Source organism: Stenotrophomonas sp. 112478_Sma, from assembly GCF_056479905.1.
In genome coordinates this window covers 4,163,833-4,180,045 of sequence record NZ_CM151072.1, presented here as the reverse complement: position 1 = coordinate 4,180,045, position 16,213 = coordinate 4,163,833, and the positions used below count along the sequence as shown (strand labels likewise).

Genomic DNA, 16,213 nt, shown 5'->3' with positions numbered 1-16,213 from the left:
CATGGATGTCTCCCACCTGCTTGATGGCCTGAACCCGGCCCAGCGCGAAGCCGTCTCCGCTCCCCCCGGCCACCACCTGGTGCTGGCCGGTGCCGGTTCCGGCAAGACCCGCGTACTTACCCACCGCATCGCTTGGCTGCATGAAGTCGAAGGCGTGCCGACCCATGGCATCTTCGCGGTGACCTTCACCAACAAGGCCGCCGGCGAGATGCGCCACCGCATCGACGCACAGCTGCCGCATGGCAGCCGTGGCATGTGGATCGGTACCTTCCACGGCCTAGCCAACCGCCTGCTGCGCCTGCACTGGCAGGACGCGAAGCTGCCCGAAGGTTTCCAGGTGATGGATTCGGACGACCAGCTGCGGCTGGTCAAGCGCGTGGTGCAGGCACTGGAGATCGACGACGGCAAGCATCCGCCCAAGCAGATCGCGTGGTGGATCAACGAACAGAAGGATGAAGGCCGCCGCCCGCAGCACATCCAGCCCGAGCCGCACGATGCGTGGCTGGAAACCATGCGCCAGGCCTACATCGAGTACCAGGCGCGCTGCGACCGTGCCGGCCTGGTCGACTTCGCCGAACTGCTGCTGCGCGCGCATGAGCTGCTGCGTGACAATCCCGGCCTGCTGGCGCACTACCGCGCCCGCTTCCGCGAGATCCTGGTGGACGAGTTCCAGGACACCAATGCCATCCAGTACGCCTTCGTGCGCGTGCTGGCCGGGGAGTCCGGTCATGTGTTCGTGGTCGGCGACGACGACCAGGCCATCTACGGCTGGCGCGGTGCCAAGGTGGAGAACGTGCAGGGCTTCCTGCGTGATTTCCCGGGCGCGCAGACCATCCGCCTGGAACAGAACTACCGCTCCACGGCCAACATCCTCGGTGCTGCCAACGCGGTGATCGCGCACAACCCCGATCGCATCGGCAAGCAGCTGTGGACCGACAGCGGTGACGGCGAGCCGATCGACCTGTACGCGGCGTACAACGAGATGGACGAGGCCCGCTACATCGTCGAACGTGCCCGCCAGTGGGTGCGCGATGGTGGCAGCTACACCGAAGTGGCCGTGCTCTACCGCAGCAATGCGCAGTCGCGTGCGCTGGAAGAAGCCCTGCTGAGCGAGCAGGTGCCGTACCGCGTGTACGGCGGCATGCGCTTCTTCGAACGCGCCGAGATCAAGGACGCGCTGGCCTACCTGCGCCTGCTCTCCAACCGCAACGACGATGCCGCCTTCGAGCGCGCGGTGAACACGCCGACCCGCGGCATCGGTGAACGCACCCTCGACGAAGTGCGGCGCGAAGCACGAGCGCAGGGCATTTCGCTGTGGGAAGCCACCATGCTGGTCACCCAGGGCAATGCGCTGGCCGCGCGTGCGCGCAACGCACTGGCAGGCTTCCTGGTGCTGGTCAACGAACTGCAGGCGCAGACCCGGGACATGACCCTGGCCGAGCGCGTGGACCACGTGCTCTCGCGCTCGCAGCTGCGTGAGCACTGGAGCAAGGAAAGCCGCAATTCGCTCGACTCCGAATCGCGCACCGACAACCTCGACGAACTGGTCTCGGTCGCCTCGCGCTTCGTGCGGCGGGCCGATGACATCGAGGAAGTGGGCGAGGACATGGACGAGCTGGTGGCGTTCCTGGCCTACGCTGCGCTGGAGGCCGGCGAGGGCCAGGCGCAGGCCGGCGAGGATGGCGTGCAGCTGATGACCCTGCATTCGGCGAAGGGCCTGGAATTCCCGCTGGTGTTCCTGGCCGGCATGGAGGATGGCCTGTTCCCGAGCGCGCGTTCGCTGGAAGAAAGCGGCCGGCTGGAGGAAGAGCGGCGCCTGGCGTATGTGGGCATCACCCGGGCGCGGCAGAAGCTGGTGCTGTGCTACGCCGAATCACGCCGCATCCATGGCCAGGACAACTACAGCCTGCCTTCGCGATTCCTGCGTGAGATTCCACGCGGTCTGCTGCATGAAGTGCGGCCGAAGGTGCAGGTCTCGCGTCCCGCGTCGCTGGGCAGCAGCCGGGTGATGGGGCATGCCGCCATCGAGCTGCCGCCGATCAAGCTCGGCGCGCTGGTCAGCCATCCCAAGTTCGGCGAAGGCATGGTGACCGATTACGAAGGCAACGGCGCCCACGCCCGCGTGCAGGTCGAGTTCGCCGACGCCGGCAGCAAGTGGCTGGTGATGGCCTACGCCAACCTGACGGTGATCTGATTCCCGTCGAGGGGTCGCTGGGATACCTGTAGAGCCGAGCCCATGCTCGGCTGCTTCTGGTGGGAAAAGCAGCCGAGCATGGGCTCGGCTCTACAATAGGCGGCATCTCTTCCAGGAATGCCCCCATGACCGAGCCCACGCTGCATGTCACCGTGACCTTGAACGCCAGGCTGCAGCCTGAGCATCGCCACGAGCTGTTCGAGGATCCGCTCGACGCGCTGCTGCAGGCCGCCGAAGTGGGCGAAATCACCGGCGGCGGGACCGCCCTCTCCGATGACGGCGAGGTCGAGTACGGCGACATCGAGGTGGCGCTTCATGACGCGGCAGGTGTGCCGAAGTTGATCGATCTGCTGGAGCAGCTGGGCGCGCCGAAGGGATCGAAGGTGCAGGGCGCCGGGGACGGCGACCGCGGTTTCGGCGTCACCGAAGGCCTGGGCATCTATCTGGATGGCCAGAACCTGCCGGACGAGGTCTACGAACAATGCGATTCCAACCATGTGTTCGAACAGCTGTCCGAACGCATCGATGGCCTGGGTGAGATCTGCAGCTGGTGGCAGGGCCCGACCGAGACCGCGCTGTACATGTACGGCCAGTCGTTCGAGGCGATGCGTGATGCGATCGCCGGGTTCGTGGCCAGCTACCCGCTGTGCCAGAACGCACGCGTGGTGCAGATCGCCTGAGGGCAGGCCATGTGGCGCCGGCATGGGCCGGCGCTGCAGCAGCGTGTTACCGGCCCGCTGCCTGGCGGGCGTTGTCACGCAGGGCCAGATCCTTGCCCAGGTGATAGCCGCCGTAGAACAGCACGAAGGCTGCAATGAGGCTCCACAGGATGATTCTGGGGGCGGTCCAGCGAGCGGGCTTGCGATCCTGCATGGGGTGTCTTCCGTCGACGCGCCGGGGTGGCAGGTGCAGCTTGCCGTCTGCCGTCGGCGGACGCAATTGATCCTGCTCAAAGCGCCACGTGCACATCGGGTGTGCAATGGTGGCGTTCCCATCCGGCGGATTGCCACGGAGCCCTACCATGTACACGCGCATCCTGATCGCCACCGACGGGTCCGAGCTGGCCGACAAGGGCCTGGCCAAGGGCCTGGAGCTGGCGAAGGACCTCAATGCAGAGGTCGACATCCTCACCGTTTCCGAGCCGTGGGCTGTCGGCATGTACGACGCCATGGGCTGGAGCGTGGGATACATGAACAGCCCCGAGTACAAGGCCGACCGCGAGGAAGGCGCGCAGAAGGTGCTGCAGCCGGCGCTGGCCAAGGCCGCCGAACAGGGCATTACCGCCAACCCGGTGCACGTACTGGACCGCTACGCGGCCGACGGCATCATCGAGACCGCTGCCGAGCGCAACAGCGACCTGATCGTGATGACCTCGCATGGCCGTCGTGGCGTGACCCGCGTACTGCTGGGCAGCCAGACCGCCGAAGTGCTGGCACGCAGCACGCTTCCGGTGCTGGTCATCCGCTGAGGCACGTGTTCCCGGGGAGGGGACACCGACGCCGGCCGCAGGATGCGCGCCGGCGTCATCTTTTGTGCAGCCGGGCTCGCTGGGGTCGGATCACCAGCTGTAGAGCTTCCAGTACACCGGCGAGACGCCGTCCTTGTCGGTGTCCATGCGGCCATCGCCGTTCTTGTCGTACATGTAGAACGGGGCACCCCGCGACGGCGTCACCTTGACCATGCGCAGCTGCCCGGCCACGCGGTACTCCTCGATGGTGTCGCCGTTGCTCATGGTGCGGCTGGAGACCTCGGCGCCCTTGACGTCGACCGGGGGCGCCCCGGCGCCACCCATGCTGGCGCAGCCGGCAAGCAGGAGCAGGGAGGCCAGCATCAGAGTCTTCATGGGCGGTGGTCCTTTGCCTGGAAAGAGATTCGATTATGCCCCATCGTCGGGCATGCGCCGTGTCGCCGCTGTGCAGGGACAGGCGCGTAGAATCGCTGCATGAGCAGATTAGTCCTGATCGACGGGTCCAGTTACCTGTACCGCGCGTTCCACGCGCTGCCGCCCCTGTCCAATGCACAGGGCGAGCCCACCGGCGCGCTGTTCGGCGTGGTCAACATGCTGCGCTCGACGCTGAAGGAGCGGCCGGCCTACGTCGCGTTCGTCGTCGATGCGCCCGGCAAGACCTTCCGTGATGACCTGTACGACCAGTACAAGGCCAACCGTCCCCCGATGCCCGACGAGCTGCGCAGCCAGGTCGAGCCGATGTGCCGCATCGTCGAAGCGCTGGGCATCAGCATCCTGCGCGTTCCGGGCGTGGAAGCCGACGATGTGATCGGCACGCTGGCCCTGCAGGGCCAGGCGCAGGACCTGAAGGTGACGATCTCCACCGGCGACAAGGACTTCGCCCAGCTGGTGCGGCCGGGCATCGAACTGGTCAACACCATGACCGGCAGCCGCATGGATTCGGACGCGGCGGTGATGGAGAAGTTCGGTGTGCGCGCCGACCAGATCGTCGACCTGCTGGCGCTGATGGGCGACAGCGTCGACAACGTGCCGGGCGTGGAGAAGTGCGGGCCGAAGACCGCCGCCAAGTGGCTGGCGGAGTACCAGCACCTGGAGGGCGTGATGGCCGCCGCGCCGTCCATGAAGGGCAAGATCGGCGAGAACCTGCGTGCGGCGCTGGAGCGCCTGCCGCTGAACCGCGAACTGGTGACGATCCGCACCGACGTCGCGCTGGAGGCCACCCCGACCACGCTGGCGCTGCGCGAACAGGACGTGCCGGCGCTGACCGAGCTGTACACGCGCTACGGGTTCACCCAGGCCCTGAAGGAACTGGGGGCGCCGCTGCCGGCACCGGCCGTGGCCAGCGAGGCGGCACCGAGCCTGCGTGGCACGGCGGCCGGCTTCGCCCGTGGCAGTGCGGAGGCACCGGCCGAGGGCACGCTGGATCCGGCACTGGCCGCGCCAGGTGAATACGAGACCGTGCTTACCAGCGAACAGCTGCAGGCCTGGGTGGAGCGGCTGCAGCAGGCCGACCTGATCAGCTTCGATACCGAAACCGACGCGCTGGATGCGATGCGCGCGCGCCTGGTCGGTGTCAGCCTGGCGGTCGAGCCGGGCAGGGCGGCCTACATCCCGGTGGGTCATGACTACCCCGGCGCACCGGCGCAGCTGCCGCTGCAGCAGGTGCTGGACGCGTTGCGCCCGGTACTGCAGGACCCGGCAAGGAAGAAGCTGGGCCAGCACGGCAAGTACGACCTGCATGTGCTGCGGCGCCACGGTGTCGAGGTGCAGGGTTACCACGACGACACCATGCTTGAGAGCTTCGTGCTCAATTCCACCGCCACCCGCCACGACATGGATTCGCTGGCCCTGCGTTACCTGGGCTACACCACCATCAAGTTCGAGGACGTGGCCGGCAAGGGCGCCAAGCAGATTCCGTTCTCGCAGGTGGGCATCGACGAGGCCAGCCGCTATGCCGCCGAGGACGCCGACATCACCCTGCGCCTGCACCGCGCGCTGCAACCGCAGCTGCTGGCCGAACCGGCCCTGGACAGCGTGTACCGCGACATCGAGATGCCACTGGTGCCGGTACTGGCCAGCATCGAGGCCAACGGTGTACGCATCGATGCCGACGAGCTGCGCCGGCAGAGCCAGGACCTGTCTTCGCGCATGCTGGCCGCGCAGCAGAAGGCCACCGAGCTGGCCGGGCGCAGTTTCAACCTGGATTCGCCGAAGCAGCTGCAGGCCGTGCTGTTCGACGAGCTGAAGCTGCCGGCGGTGGTGAAGACCCCGAAGGGCCAGCCCAGCACCAATGAAGAGGCGCTGGAGGCGATCGCCGACCAGCATGAGCTGCCGCGGGTGATCCTCGATTACCGTGGCCTGGCCAAGCTGCGCAGCACCTATACCGACAAGCTGCCGGAGATGGTCAACCCGGATACCGGCAGGGTGCACACCAGCTACCACCAGTCCGGCGCTGCCACCGGCCGCCTGTCCTCCTCGGACCCGAACCTGCAGAACATCCCGATCCGCACCGAAGATGGCCGCCGCATCCGCCGCGCCTTCGTCGCACCGGAAGGCTGCCAGCTGCTGGCCGCCGACTATTCACAGATCGAACTGCGGATCATGGCCCACCTGTCCGAAGACCCGGGCCTGGTGCGCGCCTTCGAGCAGGGCGTCGACGTGCACCGCGCCACCGCCGCAGAAGTGTTCGGCCGCACCCTGGACGAGGTGACGCCGAACGAGCGCCGCGCGGCCAAGGCGATCAATTTCGGCCTGATGTACGGCATGAGCGCCTTCGGCCTGGCCCGCAACCTGGGCATCGACCGGGGCCAGGCGCAGGATTATGTGGCGTTGTACTTCAGCCGTTACCCAGGCGTGCGTGACTTCATGGAGCGGATGCGCCAGCAGGCCCGTGACCAGGGCTATGTGGAGACGCTGTTCGGCCGCCGCCTGTATCTGAACGATATCCATGCACGCAACCAGGGCCTGCGTGCCGGTGCTGAACGCGCGGCGATCAACGCGCCGATGCAGGGCACCGCTGCCGACATCATCAAGCGCGCGATGGTGGATGTTGACCGCTGGCTGCGCGACAGCGGGGCCCCGGCGCGGATGATCCTGCAGGTGCACGATGAACTGGTGTTCGAAACCGAGACTGCGTTTGTCGAGGAGCTGCGGGAAAATGTGGTGCAGCGCATGTCGCAATCGGCACAGTTGCGCGTTCCTCTGGTGGTCGACACCGGCGTAGGTAACAACTGGGACGAGGCACACTGAGTCGCTTTCGGGCCTGAAACGACGTGAATTTGTTCATCTGGCCACAGTTTCTGACTCGGCCATGAATACTCGCCCCATTGCGGTTCATTAAATTGGCTCCCTTCACGAACCGTTAGTGTTCGGAGTGGTTCTATAGCTCTCGACAGGCGCAATGCCTGTTGTGGATCTCTCCCATCCCCTGGAGCAGATCTCGGAACGGGGACTCCTCCCCAAGTGCCCGTTCCCCGGCCCCGTTGACCTCCCCCTGGTCAGCGGGGCTTTTTATTTGCGCCGCCGGCAGGCTGCCGGCTGCTAGGCTGGGCCACCGCCCAGCAGGGGAGCCCGCAATGCACGATCTGTTCGCACTGGCGATGCCGTGGTGGGAGTTCATCCTGCGCGCGGTGGTGGTCTACACCGTCGTGCTGGGCCTGGTGCGCCTCAGCGGCAAGCGCGCGCTGGGGCAGATCACCCCGTTCGACGTGCTGCTGATCGTGCTGCTGGGCAACGCGGTGCAGAACGCGCTGCTGGGCCAGGACACGTCCCTGGGCGGTGGCCTGCTGCTCGCCGCGACCCTGATCCTGCTCAACTACGGCGTGGGCTGGGTGACCACCCGCAACCGCCGCCTGGAGCGCCTGATCGAGGGGGAACCGGTGGTGATCGCCCGTGACGGCACCCTGTTGCGGGATGTTCTGCGCCGCGAACTGATCAGCCGGGCCGATTTCGATGCCGCCATGCGCCAGCAGGGCTGCCTGCGCATCGATGATGTGCAGGTGGCGCTGCTGGAAACCACCGGCCACATCACGATCATCGCCCGGCACACGGACACGGACGCGTAGGGCCGGCGGTGGGTATGCGGGGACGGCCACGCCGCCCCGCGAGATGCCTTAGAGCCAGTCGCGCGGGACCAGGTAATCGGCCAGCCGGGCTTCCGGACTGCCCGCCTCGGGGGTGAAGCCGTATTCCCAGCGCACCCGCGGCGGCAGGCTCATCAGGATGCTTTCGCTGCGGCCGCCGCTCTGCAGGCCGAACAGCGTGCCGCGGTCGTAGACCAGGTTGAATTCCACATAGCGGCCCCGCCGGTACAGCTGGAATTCGCGCTCGCGCTCGCCATGGGCGATGTCCTTGCGCTGCTGCACGATCGGCAGATAGGCATCGAGGAAGCCGTCGCCGACCGCCCGCAGGTAATCGAAGTCGCGTTCGAAATCGCCGTGCAGATCGTCGAAGAACAGGCCGCCGATGCCGCGCGTTTCGTTGCGGTGGCGCAGGAAGAAGTACTCGTCGCACCAGCGCTTGTGCGCGCTGTAGCGCTCTTCACCGAACGGCGCGCACAGGTCGTGGGCGACCTGATGCCAATGGCGCACGTCCTCGTCGAAGGGATAGAAGGGGGTCAGATCGAAACCACCCCCGAACCAGCTGGCCACCACTTCGCCGTCGCGCTGCGCCTGGAAGAAGCGCACGTTGGCATGGGTGGTGGGCACATAGGGGTTGAGCGGGTGGAACACCAGCGATACGCCGGTGGCGCGCCAGGAGGCGCCGGCCAGCTCCGGGCGGTTGGCCGAGGCCGACGGCGGCAAGCGGCTGCCGGAGACATCCGAGAAGCCGATTCCGGCCTGTTCGAACACCGCGCCGTCGCGCAGCACGCGGGTACGGCCACCCCCGCCTTCAGCGCGCTGCCACAGGTCTTCCTGGAAGCGGGCCTGGCCGTCGGCCGCTTCGATCGCCGCACAGATGCGGTCCTGCAGGTCGGTCAGGTAGGCGCGCACGCGCTCGAATTCGTTCATGACGCGTACTTTACCGCAGGGCCTGCCGCACGCCGCGGGTGAGGGCAGGTCAGTGGAAGCAGGAGCGGATATCCGGCCGCAGCAGGCGCCAGGCCAGCCAGCCCTGCGCGACGAGCAGGGCGAAGGCGCCGCCGAACAAGGTCAGCGACATGAGGATGTGCTGGGTTCGCGCTTCGCGCAGTGTGCCTGGATCGACGATACGCCCGATGACGTCGGCGAGGACGCTGTCCAGCCACCCGGCGACGGCGAAGTTTGCCAGGGCCGAGAGCCACAGCAATGCCACGTAGCTCCACAGGCCCCAGCGACGTCGCCGGGCGAATCCCCAGCTGGAAAGCACGGCGGGGATCGCTGACAGCATCAGCCACAGGGTAGCGTCCACCGGTTTGCGCAGTATCCACAGCAGGCTTGGCGGGAACTGCTGTTCAGTGGCCGACAGCAGCATCCACCGCCAGAACGGGCCGTCGGACAGCTGCCAGACCACCAGCGCCTGAATCGCCATGGCCACCACGAACGCTGCGCAGATCAGCAGCGACGCCAGGCCGAGCGGCCGCACGAAATCCTCCGGGTTGAGCGGCATGGCAGGGCGGTGCCGGGGCGGTTGAAGCGACATCCGATGTCCTTGGCTGCAGTGGCGTCTTCAGCGGGTCGCCACCCGGGTGGCAACGGCCGGCAGGATATGGTGTTCGCTCAAGGGTGCCAAGAGCAGGCCATGGGGCGGGCGCAGCGGCACCCACGCCAGCTCGGCGATTTCCGCGCGTGCCTGCGGCGTGCCCTGTACCTGCACCCACCAGGCCTCGGCCTGTACGCGATGACCAGGCTCGTTCACCGCCCAGTCCTGGAAATGGCCCAGCGCCACGGTCGGGCCGGCGAGCAGGCGCACACCCAGCTCCTCGTCCAGTTCGCGGGCGAGCGTCTGCAGTGGCGTTTCGCCCGGTTCGGGCTTGCCTCCGGGCTGGATGAAGCGGTCGGCGCCGTGCTTGCGTACCACCAGCGCCCGGCCGTGGTCGTCGACGATGACCGCGGCCACGATGTGGATCGTGGCCGCGGCACTGCTCACTTCAGGTTCTGCTCGAACAGCTTGAGGATGCGCTTGTACTGGTCCAGCCAGGAGTCGGCGCGGACGTAGCCGTGGCGCTCCAGAGGGTACGGGGCGATCGACCAGTTGTCCTTGTGCAGCTCGATCAGGCGCTGGGTCAGGTTCACCGAGTCCTGGAAGAACACGTTGTCATCCATCATGCCGTGCGCGATCAGCAGGTTGTCCTGCAGGTTCTGCGCGTACTCGATCGGCGAGGACACACGGTACGCCTCTGGATCGATGTCCGGCGTGTTGAGGATGTTGCTGGTATAGGCGTGGTTGTAGTTGTGCCAGTCCACCACCGGGCGCAGCGCGGCACCGGCCTTGAAGGTGCCCGGTGCGCGGAACAGCGCCATGAAGGTCATGAAGCCGCCGTAGGAGCCACCGTAGATGCCGGCGTGGTCACGGTCGCCCTGCTGGGTGTCCACCAGCCAGTCCAGGCCGTCCTTGTAGTCTTCCAGTTCCGGGTGGCCCATGTTGCGGTAGACGGCCGTGCGCCAGTCGCGGCCGTAGCCCTCGCTGCCGCGGTAGTCCATGTCCAGCACGATGTAGCCCTTCTGCACCAGCAGGTTGTGGAACATCTGCTCGCGGAAGTAGGCCGGGTAGCGCTGGTGCACGTTCTGCAGGTAGCCGGCACCGTGGACGAACATCACGATCGGGTACTTCCTGCCCGGTTCCTTGTGCTCGGGTTCGTAGTACTTGGCCCAGACCACGCCGGCGCCATGCCTGGACGGCACCGCCACCAGCTTCGGCTGGATCCACTGGCGCGCCTTGAAGTCGGCGCTGCGGGTATCGGTCAGCACGCGGGCCTGGCCGCCCGCGCTGGGCAGCACCGCCAGCTGCGGTGGCAGGTAGGCACCGGAGTAGCGCACCAGCAGCTGCTGGCCATCCGGCGACAGCGAGAAGTCTTCCACGCCGTTGAGGCTGGTCAGCTCGCGGACCTGACGGCTGCCGGTGTCGACCGCGCAGACTTCGTAATCGTGCGGGGCCTGCTGGTTGCACAGGAAGTAGAAGCCCTTGCCGTCGGCCGATAGCACGGGTGCGGAGGTCTCCCACTTGCCGCTGGTCAGCGCCTGCGGCCGGGCAGTGCCGGCCTGGGTGTACAGGTGCGAGAAGCCCGATTCCTCGGACAGCAGCCACAGCGTGCGGCCATCGGCCATCCAGCCGAAATCGTTGAAGCCCCAGTTGATCCACGCGTTGTCGGTCAGCCGGTGGCGGTTCTGCACGCGGCCGTCGCTGCCGATGCTGACGATCCAGCGGTCCTTGTTGTCGTTGGCGCGCAGCATCACCGCCGCCTGCTGGCCATCGGCGCTCCAGCGCATGCCGCCGCCCATGAAGTCGCTCATCACCTGCACGCTGCGTTCGCCCTTCAGCGCCTCCTTGCCGGCCTTGCGGCGCAGGTCGGCCAGCGGGTCGGTGGCGATGCCCGGCAGGCCGGACAGCGACAGCTTCTGCGCCTTGCCGCTGCGCACGTCCACGTACCACAGGGTGTGCGGCTCGTTGCCATTGCGACCGACGCGGGTGCGGGTGTCCTCGGTTTCCTCGTAACCGGATTCGGTCACGTACAGCGGCATCTTGCTGGTGCGGCCCTCGTCGAAGTCCTTCGGCGTGGTCACCACGATCAGGTGGCCCAGGTCCGGCGACAGCACGCTGTCGGCGATCTCCACGTCGGCGCCCAGGTATACCGGGCCCGGCGCGCGGGTCGGGTCGGCCTGGCGCCAGCGCTGGTCCTGGTCCTTCAATGCCTCGCGCTGCTCGCGGTCGCGACGCAGGGTTTCCAGGGTACGCAGCTGCTGGTCGCGCAGCAGGTCGTCCTTGGGCGCGCTGTTGGGGTCCTTGTCGGCCTTCAGGCTGGCAACCTGCTGCACGCCGCCGGCAGCGGTCCAGTGGAACCAGTTCTGGCCCACCCGCCAGATCACGCCGTTGTCGGCAGCGAAGTTCACCCCGCTGGCGCGCTCGTTGCTGCGCGTGAGCTGGGTGAGCGCGCCGCTGCGCAGGTCGCGCACGAACACGTCGCCGTTGCGGACGAAGGCGCTGCGGGTGCGGGTGCGGTCGTAGACCGGATCGGCCACGTCCAGGGTGCCGCGCTGGTCGTCAGCCACCTGGGCCGCAACACCACCGGCCACGGGCTGGCGGAAGGTGTCGCGCACCGGGCTGCCGTTGCGCTTGAGCTGGTACTCGACCTGCTGGCTGTTCCACGACCACCAGGCCTTCTCGACCGGCGGACCGATCCAGTCCGGATCCGCCATGGCCTGTTCGATGGTGATCGGCGTCGGCGCGGCATGGGCGGCCGGTGCGGCCAGCACGGCCGACAGCAGGAGGGACAGGGGCAGCACTCGGGACATGGGCGGACGGCACCAGAAAAGGAAACCGGGCAAGGGTAGCAGCCGTTCGCGCCGCAGGAGGGGGCCACAGGTCATGGCAGCGGGATCGGCAAAGCGGTGCAACCGGTGCCCCCCATCGCGCATCCATTCTCCTGAACCCGCATCATTCACCGCACAGGAGCACGACCATGCAGGAACTCATCCCGATCACCCTCTTCATCTGCATCGCCTACGCCATCCACGCCATCGCCGATGCGCGCGCGCGCAGCAAGCTGGTCGCACCGCACGTGCCCGAGGAGGTGATCCGCTCCCTGGCCGTGCTGGAGGAAGAGCGCCGCCGCCAGGGCGCGCTGCGCTGGGGCATCAGCCTGGTGTGCCTGGCCCTGGCCATGGGCCTGCTGGAAGTCCTGGGCGCCCGCGACCTCACCTTTGGCGCCGCCGCCGCCCTGGTGGGCAGTGCCGGCCTGGGCCAGCTGCTGGCCTGGCACTTCACCCGCCCCGCCGTGCGCAAGAGCTGAGCGCCGGCATGCCACACGCCCCGGGGGAGCGGTGCGCATGAGCCTGCTGGGCGAAGCCCTGTCCGCCCTGCGCGGCCGCCGCCGGCAGGACGCCGCGGCGGCCGCGGTCATCGAAGATGATGCGGCGCTGGTGCGGGCCATCATCGATGGCTCGCAACCGGCGTTCGCGCAGCTGGTGCAGGCCCATCAGCGCACGTGCGCGCATGTGATCGGGCGCATGGTGGGTGACCGCGATCAGGTCGCTGACCTGCTGCAGGAGACCTTCCTGGCGGTGTTCCGGCAACTGCACCGGTTCCGCTTCGAATCCTCGCTGCGGACCTGGATCTCACGGGTGGCCTACACCACCGCATTGCAGCACCTGCGTCGCCGGCGCCTGGAAGCGCAGTGGATGGTGGCGGTGGAGGTACCGGAGGATCTGGGCATCGGTGACGAGGGACCGGGCCCGGCCGAACTCAGCCAAGCGCTGCAGGCCGGCCGCCAGCTGGGTGCGGCGCTGGAGCGGTTGAGCCCGCCGCAGCGCCTGATCGTCGGCCTGCACTACCTGGAGGATTTCGACCTGGCAGAGATCGAGCAGGTGACCGGTCTTGCGCGCGGTACCATCAAGAGCCACCTGCACCGCGCGCGTCTGCTCCTGAAGCAGGAACTGACGCGGCATGCCACCGCCGGAGAACTGCTGTGAACCCACCGACCGATCCCCGCGATGCCGACGAGCGCGCGCTGGCGCAGGCGTTGCGTGAACAGGCACGGCAGGAACAGACCCCGGACGTGAGCGAGGCGTTGCAGACGCGTATTGCCAGTGAGTCGCGCGACAGTGGCGTGGGCTATGTGGTGGTGCAGGTGCTGCTGGTGGGCGCGCTGCTGGCGGCCGGTGCCTGGTACTTCTGGCCTTGAGGCTCTCGCCGGGCATGGCCCGGCGCTACCTGGGGATCAATGGGTAGCGCCGGGCCATGCCCGGCGGATCGGCGCCGGCAGGTCATGGGGCGCGGCCATGCCCGGCGGCTTCCCCTGCGACAGAGTGAAGCAGCGCGTCACCCGGTCGCATCCCGGCGTAACGAAATATTCCTAAAGTGGTCCGGTATCCCACCGGTCGCAGGCAGGAGGCGTCCCTTGGACGCGTTGTTGTTGTCCCGGATCCAGTTCGGATTCGTCATCAGTTTCCATGTGCTGTTCCCGGCCTTCACCATTGGCACGGCCAGCTGGCTGGCCTTCGTCGAATGGCGCTGGCTGCGTACCCGTCTCCCGGTCTGGCGGGAGCTGTACTTCTTCTGGCAGAAGATCTTCGCCGTATCGTTCGGCATGGGCGTGGTCAGCGGCATCGTCATGGCCTTCCAGTTCGGCACCCACTGGCCGCGCCTGAGCGAGGTGGCCGGTACCGTCATCGGCCCGCTGCTGACCTACGAGGTGCTGACCGCGTTCTTCCTGGAAGCCAGCTTCCTGGGCGTGATGATGTTCGGCTGGGGCCGGGTTTCGCCGCGCCTGCATTTCCTGTCCACCTGCATGGTGGCGCTGGGCACGCTGTTCTCCACGTTCTGGATCCTGTCGTCCAACAGCTGGCTGCACACCCCGGCCGGCTACGAGATGGTCAATGGCATCGTGCATCCGGTGGACTGGTGGCAGGTGGTGTTCAACCCGTCGTTCCCGTACCGGCTGGCGCACATGGCGCTGGGCTCGTTCATCACCACCTGCTTCGTGATCGGCGGCGTGGGTGCGTGGTACCTGCGCAGGGGAACGCACGTGGAGGCGGGCCGGCGCATGCTGATCGCGGCCGTGGCGTTTGCGGCGCTGACCGTGCCGGTGCAGATCTTCGTCGGCGACATGCATGGCCTGAACACCCTCAAGCACCAGCCGATGAAGATCGCGGCGGTGGAAGCGCACTGGCATGAATCCGGCGAAGGCGAGGGCGTGCCGCTGGTGGTATTCGCGCTGCCCAACGAAAAGGAAGAGCGCAACGACTTCGAAGTCGCCATTCCGAAGCTGGGCAGCGTGATCCTGACCCATTCGCTGGACGGCACCTTCGATCCGCTGACTTCGGTACCGGCCAGTGAACGGCCACCGGTGACGCCGGTGTTCTTCGCCTTCCGCATCATGGTTGGACTGGGCACACTGATGCTGCTGCTGGCATGGGTGTCGGCGTTCCAGCTGTGGCGGAGGAAGCTGCTGGATTCGCCGTGGCTGCTGCGCGGCTGGAACTGGATGTTGCCGAGCGGCTTCATCGCGCTGCTCTCCGGCTGGTTCGTCACCGAGATGGGGCGGCAGCCGTGGGTGGTCTACGGCGTGCTGCGTACTGCAGATGCGGTCGGCCCGCAGAGCGCATGGATGACCGCGCTGTCGCTGGGGGTCTACGTCGTCGGCTACGCCTTCGTCTTCGGCTGGGGCATCTGGTACCTGGTGAAGATCCTGCGCCATGGACCGCAGCCCCACGACCAGGGGCCCTCGCTGGACCACGGCAGCCACACCCCGGCACGGCCGCTGTCCGCCGCCGACGAACCGCTGGAGGAGCGCTGACATGGACCTGGTGACCTGGCTGCCGGTGGCGTGGTTCGCGGTGATCGGCTTCGGCGTACTGATGTACGTGGTGCTGGACGGGTTCGTGCTGGGCATCGGCATCCTTGCGCCGTTCGCCGAGGACGAGGAGCAGCTCGACCTGATGATGAACACGGCTGCGCCCATCTGGGACGGCAACGAGACGTGGCTGGTGCTGGGCGGCGCCGGCCTGCTGGCGGCGTTCCCCAAGGCCTATGCAGTGCTGTTGTCGGCGCTGTATCTGCCGGTGCTGCTGCTGGTGGTGGCACTGGTGTTCCGCGGCGTGGCCTTCGAATTCCGCTTCAAGGCGCATCGCTCGCGGAGGCTGTGGAGCGTGGCGTTCGCGCTCGGCTCGCTGCTGGCCACGTTCGCCCAGGGCGTGATCCTGGGCGCGCTGGTGCAGGGGCTGCCCCTGGTGGACGGGGTCTACCACGGCGGTGCGTTTGCCTGGTTCAGCCCGTTTGCGATGCTCACCGGCGCGGCGCTGGTCGCCGGTTACGCATTGCTGGGCAGCACCTGGCTGATCCTGAAGACGGAAGGGCGCGTGCAGGCGCTGGCGCGGCAGCTGACACGGCCGCTGGTGGTGGCGGTGATCGCAGCGATGGGCCTGGTCAGCAGCTGGCTGCCGTTCCTGGACTCGCGGTTGATGGCGCGCTGGTTCAGTGACGGCAACTTCTGGTGGCTGTCACCGGTGCCGTTGCTGACCCTGGCGGTGGCCGCTGCGTTGTGGCGCAGCGCCACGCATCCACGCCGCGACCTGCCGCCGTTCCTGCTCAGCCTGGCGCTGTTCATTCTCGGCTTCCTGGGCCTGGTGCTGGGCATGTGGCCGTACCTGCTGCCGCCCTCGATGACGTTGTGGCAGGCAGCCGCACCGGCGTCCTCGCTCGGCTTCACCCTGGTCGGGCTGGTCATTCTGCTGCCGGTCATCCTCGGCTATACGGCGTGGTCGTACCGGGTATTCCGCGGCAAAGTGCAGGCCGGAGCCGGTTACCACTGAGCAATGGCGTGCGGGGCCACAGGTGCCGGCCCCGCGTTGTGCAATGTGAAACCTGCACACCCTGCGCAGGACGTGCTAGCGTGCGCTCCTTTCCGGCCGCCAGGG

General features: G+C 67.5%; 16 protein-coding genes. 10 read left to right on the top strand and 6 right to left on the bottom strand.

Going from position 1 to position 16,213, the window contains the following annotated elements; translation table 11 throughout:
- The first annotated feature begins 1 nt into the window (after position 1).
- Complete coding sequence (gene uvrD, locus ACZK08_RS19035; protein ID WP_053519932.1) at positions 2–2,194, top strand: DNA helicase II; 2,193 nt, start codon at positions 2–4, stop codon at positions 2,192–2,194.
- 125 nt (positions 2,195–2,319) lie between these two features.
- Positions 2,320–2,874, top strand: a complete 555-nt coding sequence (locus tag ACZK08_RS19030; RefSeq protein WP_049433087.1) for a hypothetical protein — start codon at positions 2,320–2,322, stop codon at positions 2,872–2,874.
- 46 nt (positions 2,875–2,920) lie between these two features.
- On the opposite strand, the gene ACZK08_RS19025 is transcribed toward ACZK08_RS19030, so the two are convergent.
- On the bottom strand, positions 2,921–3,067 hold the full coding sequence (locus ACZK08_RS19025; RefSeq protein WP_196768728.1) for a hypothetical protein: 147 nt from the start codon (positions 3,065–3,067) through the stop codon (positions 2,921–2,923).
- A 148-nt stretch (positions 3,068–3,215) separates the two neighbouring features.
- Between ACZK08_RS19025 and ACZK08_RS19020 the strand changes: the two genes are divergently transcribed.
- Positions 3,216–3,662, top strand: coding sequence for a universal stress protein (locus tag ACZK08_RS19020; RefSeq protein WP_065181417.1), 447 nt, complete (start codon positions 3,216–3,218; stop codon positions 3,660–3,662).
- Positions 3,663–3,752: 90 nt separating this feature from the next.
- On the opposite strand, the gene ACZK08_RS19015 is transcribed toward ACZK08_RS19020, so the two are convergent.
- Entirely contained in the window at positions 3,753–4,037 is a 285-nt protein-coding gene (locus tag ACZK08_RS19015; protein ID WP_053519930.1) for a DUF2782 domain-containing protein, read from the bottom strand.
- Positions 4,038–4,136: 99 nt separating this feature from the next.
- On the opposite strand from ACZK08_RS19015, the gene polA reads away from it, so the two are divergent.
- Both polA and ACZK08_RS19005 read left to right on the top strand, forming a co-directional pair.
- Entirely contained in the window at positions 4,137–6,911 is a 2,775-nt protein-coding gene (gene polA, locus ACZK08_RS19010) for a DNA polymerase I (protein ID WP_478452359.1), read from the top strand.
- A gap of 326 nt (positions 6,912–7,237) precedes the next feature.
- The gene (locus ACZK08_RS19005) at positions 7,238–7,726 is read left to right on the top strand and encodes a DUF421 domain-containing protein (protein WP_065174264.1); all 489 of its coding nucleotides are present in this window, start codon (positions 7,238–7,240) and stop codon (positions 7,724–7,726) included.
- Between the two features lie 48 nt (positions 7,727–7,774).
- Here ACZK08_RS19005 and hemF read toward each other — a convergent pair whose 3' ends face one another.
- The 4 genes from hemF to ACZK08_RS18985 are packed head-to-tail and all read right to left on the bottom strand — an operon-like array spanning position 7,775 to position 12,091.
- Positions 7,775–8,671, bottom strand: a complete 897-nt coding sequence (hemF, locus tag ACZK08_RS19000; RefSeq protein WP_053519927.1) for an oxygen-dependent coproporphyrinogen oxidase — start codon at positions 8,669–8,671, stop codon at positions 7,775–7,777.
- A gap of 49 nt (positions 8,672–8,720) precedes the next feature.
- A complete protein-coding gene (locus ACZK08_RS18995) occupies positions 8,721–9,281 on the bottom strand; it encodes a hypothetical protein (RefSeq protein ID WP_065181419.1) in 561 nt (186 codons plus the stop codon).
- A 27-nt stretch (positions 9,282–9,308) separates the two neighbouring features.
- Positions 9,309–9,728, bottom strand: a complete 420-nt coding sequence (locus ACZK08_RS18990; protein WP_065181420.1) for an NUDIX hydrolase — start codon at positions 9,726–9,728, stop codon at positions 9,309–9,311.
- Positions 9,725–12,091 (bottom strand): S9 family peptidase, encoded by a 2,367-nt coding sequence (locus tag ACZK08_RS18985; protein ID WP_065181421.1) that lies wholly within the window; start codon positions 12,089–12,091, stop codon positions 9,725–9,727. The genes ACZK08_RS18990 and ACZK08_RS18985 overlap by 4 nt, the downstream gene beginning before the upstream one ends.
- A 167-nt stretch (positions 12,092–12,258) precedes the next feature.
- Between ACZK08_RS18985 and ACZK08_RS18980 the strand changes: the two genes are divergently transcribed.
- The 5 genes from ACZK08_RS18980 to cydB all read left to right on the top strand — a co-directional run bounded on the left by ACZK08_RS18980 (position 12,259) and on the right by cydB (position 16,108).
- Entirely contained in the window at positions 12,259–12,588 is a 330-nt protein-coding gene (locus ACZK08_RS18980; protein WP_053519923.1) for a hypothetical protein, read from the top strand.
- A gap of 37 nt (positions 12,589–12,625) precedes the next feature.
- A complete protein-coding gene (locus tag ACZK08_RS18975; protein WP_053519922.1) occupies positions 12,626–13,267 on the top strand; it encodes an RNA polymerase sigma factor in 642 nt (213 codons plus the stop codon).
- Positions 13,264–13,479 carry a hypothetical protein gene (locus ACZK08_RS18970; RefSeq protein WP_053519921.1) on the top strand — a complete coding sequence of 72 codons (216 nt, stop codon included), beginning with the start codon at positions 13,264–13,266 and terminating at the stop codon, positions 13,477–13,479. The genes ACZK08_RS18975 and ACZK08_RS18970 overlap by 4 nt, the downstream gene beginning before the upstream one ends.
- 216 nt (positions 13,480–13,695) lie before the next feature.
- Positions 13,696–15,093, top strand: coding sequence for a cytochrome ubiquinol oxidase subunit I (locus ACZK08_RS18965; RefSeq protein ID WP_053518068.1), 1,398 nt, complete (start codon positions 13,696–13,698; stop codon positions 15,091–15,093).
- 1 nt (position 15,094) lies between these two features.
- Complete coding sequence (gene cydB / locus ACZK08_RS18960) at positions 15,095–16,108, top strand: cytochrome d ubiquinol oxidase subunit II (protein ID WP_065174269.1); 1,014 nt, start codon at positions 15,095–15,097, stop codon at positions 16,106–16,108.
- Positions 16,109–16,213: the final 105 nt, after the last annotated feature.